The organism is Streptomyces niveiscabiei (assembly GCF_001419795.1).
Classification (GTDB): domain Bacteria; phylum Actinomycetota; class Actinomycetes; order Streptomycetales; family Streptomycetaceae; genus Streptomyces; species Streptomyces niveiscabiei.
Window position 1 is genome coordinate 1 of the sequence record NZ_LIRL01000629.1, and the last position, 5,783, is coordinate 5,783.

At 71.6% G+C, this 5,783-nt stretch carries 4 protein-coding genes and 1 pseudogene; 2 read left to right on the forward strand and 3 right to left on the reverse strand.

Annotated elements, in window-relative coordinates:
• Positions 1 to 799: LD-carboxypeptidase (locus AOK24_RS28630; protein WP_055722945.1), on the forward strand; the 799-nt coding region annotated here is incomplete at its 5' end.
• Between the two features lie 116 nt (positions 800 to 915).
• Positions 916 to 2,196 carry an MFS transporter gene (locus AOK24_RS28635; protein WP_055722946.1) on the forward strand — a complete coding sequence of 427 codons (1,281 nt, stop codon included), beginning with the start codon at positions 916 to 918 and terminating at the stop codon, positions 2,194 to 2,196.
• Here AOK24_RS28635 and AOK24_RS28640 read toward each other — a convergent pair.
• From AOK24_RS28640 to AOK24_RS28650, 3 genes and pseudogenes are all read right to left on the reverse strand, one after another.
• The gene (locus AOK24_RS28640) at positions 2,186 to 3,286 is read right to left on the reverse strand and encodes a calcium:cation antiporter (protein ID WP_055722947.1); all 1,101 of its coding nucleotides are present in this window, start codon (positions 3,284 to 3,286) and stop codon (positions 2,186 to 2,188) included. The genes AOK24_RS28635 and AOK24_RS28640 overlap by 11 nt on opposite strands.
• Before the next feature lie 114 nt (positions 3,287 to 3,400).
• On the reverse strand, positions 3,401 to 4,414 hold the full coding sequence (locus AOK24_RS28645) for a TerC family protein (protein WP_055722948.1): 1,014 nt from the start codon (positions 4,412 to 4,414) through the stop codon (positions 3,401 to 3,403).
• 232 nt (positions 4,415 to 4,646) lie between these two features.
• Positions 4,647 to 5,783: pseudogene (locus tag AOK24_RS28650) on the reverse strand (TerD family protein); the annotation flags it as partial.

Consider the following 5,783-nt stretch of genomic DNA (forward strand, 5'->3'; position numbering starts at 1 on the left):
GATCGGCGGCGACGACCAGATCACCGTCCTGCCCTTCCTGGACCGGGAGTTGATCCGCGCGCACCCGAAGCCGTTCTTCGGGTACAGCGACAACACCAACCTGCTGGCCTACCTGTACAGCACCGGGATCGTGGGCTACCACGGCGGAAGCGTCATGGTGCAGTTCGGCCGCCCGCTCGCCATGGACGGCGAGAGCGCCGACTCCCTGCGCGCGGCCCTGTTCACCTCGGGCCCCTACGAACTGCGCCCCGCCGCGCGCTGGAGCGACGTCGAGGGCGACTGGGCCGAACCGGAGACCTTCACGCGCGCGCCCGAGACCCGCCCCGGCACCGGCTGGACCTGGCTGAACGCCGACCGCGTGGTGGAGGGACGCAGTTGGGGCGGCAACGTGGAGATCCTGGCCTGGCTCCTGATGGCCGACCGCGAGATCTCCGCGGACCCTTCGGTGTACGACGGCGGCGTGCTGTTCCTGGAGACGTCCGAGGATCTCCCGAGCGCCTCGGAGGTCTTCGGCGTCCTGCGCAGCATGGGCGAGCGCGGCCTCCTGAGGCGGTTCCCGGCGCTTCTCATGGGCCGGGCGAAGACCTGGTCCTTGGAGCGGCCGAACGGCCCTCAGGCGAGCGCACAGTACGCCGCCGACCAGCGAGCGGCGGTCGAGCGGGCGCTGAAGACGTACGCCCCGGACACGATGGCCGTCTTCGACGTCGACCTCGGCCACACGGACCCTCAGGTCGTCGTCCCCTACGGCGGTGTCGTACGGGTCGACGGTCCCGCGCGGCGCGTCGTCGTGCACTACTGAGCCGCCGGGGCGCGCCCCCGATGCTCCGTGCGCCGCCGTGACTCACGGTGGTCACGGCTGGTTGACGCGGTATGCAGCCTGTACACACGGTGACAGCACCGGCATCACCACCCTCCATGCCCCGGCTCGCCGCCGCCTCTCTCGCGGGGACGGCGATCGAGTTCTACGACTTCTCCGTCTACGGGACGGCGGCGGCGCTCGTCCTGGGGCCCCTGTTCTTCCCGACGTTCTCGCCCCTCGCGGGCGCGCTGGCGGCCTTCGGGACGTTCGCGGTCGGGTTCGTCGCGCGTCCCCTGGGGGCGGTGCTGTTCGGGCATGTCGGCGACCGTCACGGGCGGCGTCCGGTGCTGGTGGTGTCGCTGCTCCTGACGGGTGCGTCGACCGTCGCGGTCGGCTGCGTCCCGTCGTACGCCTCGATCGGGGTGGCCGCGCCGGTGCTGCTGCTCGTGCTGCGGTTCCTCCAGGGGCTGGGGCTCGGCGGCGAGTGGGGTGGAGCGGTGCTGCTGACGGCGGAGCACGCGCCGCCCGGGCGGCGCGCTCTGTGGTCGAGCTTTCCGCCCGTGGGAGGTGCCGTGGGGTTCGTGCTCGCCAACGGGGTGATGCTGGGGCTGTCGGCGGGGCTCTCGCAGGCGCAGTTCGCGTCCTGGGGGTGGCGGGTGCCGTTCTGGGCCGCCGGGGTCCTCGCGGTCGCGGGGCTGTGGCTGCGGTCGTCCCTCGCGGAGAGCCCGCGCTTCCTGGAGATCGACGACCACGCGCGCGTGCCGCTCGTCGAGGTGTTCGTCCGCCACTGGCGGCTCCTCCTGCTGACGGCCGGAGCGCTGGCCGCCGGGTACGCGGTCTTCTACGCGGTGACGACCTGGTCGCTCGCGCACGCGACGGAACGGCTCGGCGTGAGCCGTACGGTCATGCTGACGTGTGTCATGGCCGCCGTCGTCGTGCAGGGGGTGCTCACCCCGTTCGTGGCTCACCTGGGGGACCGGTTCGGGCGGCGGCCGGTGTGCATGACCGGGTGCGTGCTGACGGCGCTGTGGATGTTCCCGGCGGTCGTGCTCCTGGCGACCGGTGAGCCGCTGCCGATGTTCCTCGGGATCCTGGGGGCGCTGCTCGCGTTCACCCTGATGTTCGCCGCGATCGGCGCGTATCTGCCGGAACTCTACGAACCGCGCGTCCGTTGTACGGGTGCGGCGGTCGGCTACAACCTCGGCGGGGTCATCGGGGGCGCGCTCACCCCGGTCGTCGCGACGGCGCTGGCCGAGGGCTCCGGCCGGGTGCCGTGGGGAGTGGCGGCGTACCTGACGGCGGTGGCGCTGGTGAGCCTGGGCTGCTTCGCGCTGCTGCCGGAGACACGGCCGGTGGCGGTCGTACGAGGGCCCGCGGTGGACCGCGTCACGGGTTGACCGCCAGCTCCAGGTACGCGGCGAACAGCACGAGGTGCACGCCCCCTTGCAGCGGCGTGGCCCGCCCCGGCACCACCGTCAGGGAGCCGACGACGACGGTCAGGGCGAGCAGGACCATGTGGGTCGAGCCGAGTCCGAGGACGAGCGGGCCGGAGAGCCAGACGGAGGCGAGGGCGACGGCCGGGATCGTCAGGCCGATGCTGGCCATGGCGGAGCCGAGGGCGAGGTTGAGGCTGGTCTGGACGCGGTCGCGGCGGGCGGCCCGCAGGGCGGCGATGGTCTCGGGGAGCAGGACCAGCAGGGCGATGACGACGCCGACGACCGCGTGGTGCAGTCCGGCCGACTCGACGCCCGACTCGATCGTCGGGGAGACGCCTTTGGCGAGGCCGACCACGCCGATCAGGGCGAGGCCGAGGAGGCCGAGGCTGACGTACGCCGTCCGGACGCTCGGCAGGTCGGCATGGTCGTCGGCGTCCAGGACGTCGCCGTCGTGGGTGACCGGCAGGAAGTAGTCGCGGTGCCGTACGGTCTGGGTCGCCACGAACAGGCCGTACAGGACGAGGGACGACAGCGCGGCGAACGTGAGCTGGACCGTGGAGAACTCCGGTCCCGGCTTGCTGGTCGTGAACGTCGGCAGGACCAGGCTGAGCACGGCCAGCGTCGCGACGGTCGCGAGCGCGGCGCCGGTGCCCTCCGGGTTGAAGACCGCCGTGCCGTGCCGCAGCGAGGCGACGAGCAGGCACAGGCCGAGGATGCCGTTGCAGGTGATCATCACGGCGGCGAAGACGGTGTCCCGCGCGAGCGTGGAGCTCTTGTCGCCGCCGTCCACCATGAGGGTGACGATCAGGGCGACCTCGATGATCGTGACGGCGACCGCGAGGACCAGCGAGCCGAAGGGTTCGCCGACCCGGTGGGCGATGACCTCGGCGTGGTGGACGGCCGCGAGGACGGCTCCGGCGAGGACCAGGGTGACCAGCGCGACGACCGCGCCGGGCAGGTCGCGGCCCCACGTGAACACCAGGAGGACGACCGCCAGTACCGGGATCGCCGTCGTCCAGCGGGCGGTGAGCGCCCGAAGCCCAGTGATCATGCGGCGATCGTCGCAGACGGGGTGCGGGGGTGCATGTGGAGCTCCAAGGGGGTCCGGCGCAGCCGAGTGGTGCCCCGGCGCACGGCCGGAGCACCACTCGGGGCGGTACGGGGATCAGCTGCTGATGCTGTCCTTCGGCGAGGACTCGGTGCCGGACCCGGTGCCGTCCTGCGCCGCCTCGGCCTCCGCCTGCTTCTTGGAGGCCCTCAGGCTCGTGATGGTCGTGACGACCAGGACCGAGCAGATGACGCCCAGGGAGACCGGGATGCTGATCTGCGGGACGTGCAGCCCCGACTCGTGCAGCGCGTGCAGGACCAGCTTGACGCCAATGAAGCCGAGGATGACGGAGAGGCCGTAGCTGAGGTGGACCAGCTTGCGCAGCAGCCCGCCGAGGAGGAAGTACAGCTGGCGCAGGCCCATGAGGGCGAACGCGTTGGCGGTGAAGACGATGTACGGGTCCTGGGTGAGGCCGAAGATCGCGGGGATGGAGTCGAGCGCGAACAGGACGTCCGTGGTGCCGATCGCGAGGATGACGACCAGCATCGGGGTCATGACCCGCTTGCCGTTCTCCTGGATCCACAGCTTGGTGCCGTGGTAGCGGTCGGCGACGCCGAAGCGCTTCTCGGCGGCCTTGAGGAGCTTGTTCTCCTCGAACTCCTCGTCCTCCTCGTCGGCGCGCGCCTCCTGGATGAGCTTCCAGGCGGTCCAGATGAGGAAGGCGCCGAAGATGTAGAAGACCCAGGAGAAGTTGGCGATGATCGCGGCCCCGGCGGCGATGAAGATCGCCCGCAGGACCAGGGCGATGAGGACGCCGATGAGCAGGACCCGCTGCTGGTACTGCGTGGGCACCGAGAACTTCGCCATGATCAGGATGAAGACGAAGAGGTTGTCGACGCTCAGCGACTTCTCGGTGATGAACCCGGCGAAGAACTCGCCCGAGGGCTCACCGCCGCCGAATATCGCGAGGCCGAGGCCGAAGAGCCCGGCGAGGGCGATCCAGACGACCGTCCAGATCCCCGCCTCCTTGATGGACACGTCGTGCGGTTTGCGGCCGATGAAGAAGTCGACCGCGATGAGGGCACTGAGGCCCACGATCGTCAGGACCCACAGGGTCAGGGAAACATCCACTGCTGCGCCTCCGGCAGTACGTAACGGCAGATACTCAGCGTCGCGTCGCGCTGCCGGAGGTCTCTTCCACCCACGTGTGGGCCGACGCCCCGGGATCTGGCCTGATCCGTATTGACGGGTACGCCGCAGTTGTCAGGGAGTACTCCCCTCCGTACGGAAAACAGTACCCCAATCACCAAGGAACGGTAAAGCGATTGGCAAAAGAAAGATCAAAAACGCAGGTCAGGGCGCTTTACCAGGGCTTGGTGCGAGCTGCCGCGACCTGCGCGAGCACCTGCTGGAGCACCCCGCTGCCGGGCGGCACGAGCGCCGGTTCGTACGTCCACGCGTGCCCCACCCACGGGTCGGCGAGGTAGTCGTCCGGCACCGGCGTCAGCCGCAGCAGGGACCGCCACAGCGGGTCGAGCAGCGGGCCGTACGCGGTCGCGTCCTCCCGGTCGGCGACCATCATCAGGTGCACGCCGACGGCCGGGCCCTCGTCCGCGAGGTAGCGCAGCTGCGTCACCGCGCGGTCGTCGAAGCCGTGCGGGAAGTCGTTCACGACGAGGAGCTGGTGCGCGGTGTCGAAGTCGGGCGGCAGCGCGTCCGGGGCGCCGCCGCGCACCGCCATCTGCACCAGGTCGACGCGCTGCGTGAGCCGCCCGAGGACGTCCGCGACCCCGGCGGCGCCCACGGCCGGCGGCCCGGCCAGCACGCCCGCTCCGGCCAGCGGGGCCAGGGACGACGCCGCCGAACCGGCCGCGTCCACGACGTGCACCGCCAGCGCGCCCGCCGGGTGCGCCGCGAGCAGCCGGGCCACGTGCGCGACGGCCGTGTCCATCGCGAGCCGCCGTACGTCGTACGCGTCGACGACCGCGCCGTCCGCCGCGCCGACCGCCCCGCTGTCGATCCACAGCCCCCGCTCCAGCGGCAGCCTGACCAGCATCGGGATGCGCAGCCGCTCGCTCTCCGGCAGCCGCAGGTCGCCCAGGCGCAGGGCCATGGGGGGTTCCTCGGGGACCCGGTAGGCGTGCCAGACGGGGTTGTCCCAGGCCGCGTAGGACGGCGGGAGCGCGGGTTCGACGACCTCGGACTCGGCGACAAGCTGCACCAGGTCCCGGTCGAGCACCTCGCGCGCCTGGTCCATCAGCTGCGTGTGCTTCGCGCGCGCCGCCTCCCGCGCGGCGTCGGCCTGCCCGCCCATCCGCGCGCGCGGGTCCGCGAGCGCCTCGTCCAGCTCACGTTCCATGCGCGCGTCCGCGAAGTCGACGGCGCTGCGGTAGGCGGCCGTCGTGCGCGCGTAGTCCTCGAACATGCCCCACACCTGGTTGTAGAGCCGCTCCTCCATCGACCACCCGGTCGCGTCCCCCGCGACCGGGTGGTCGATGGA

Coding starts and splice junctions, on each gene's coding strand:
- AOK24_RS28640 (WP_055722947.1), bottom strand. CDS start 3,286: ATGATCACTGGGCTTCGGGCGCTCACCGCCCGCTGGACGACGGCGATC.
- AOK24_RS28635 (WP_055722946.1), top strand. CDS start 916: ATGCCCCGGCTCGCCGCCGCCTCTCTCGCGGGGACGGCGATCGAGTTC.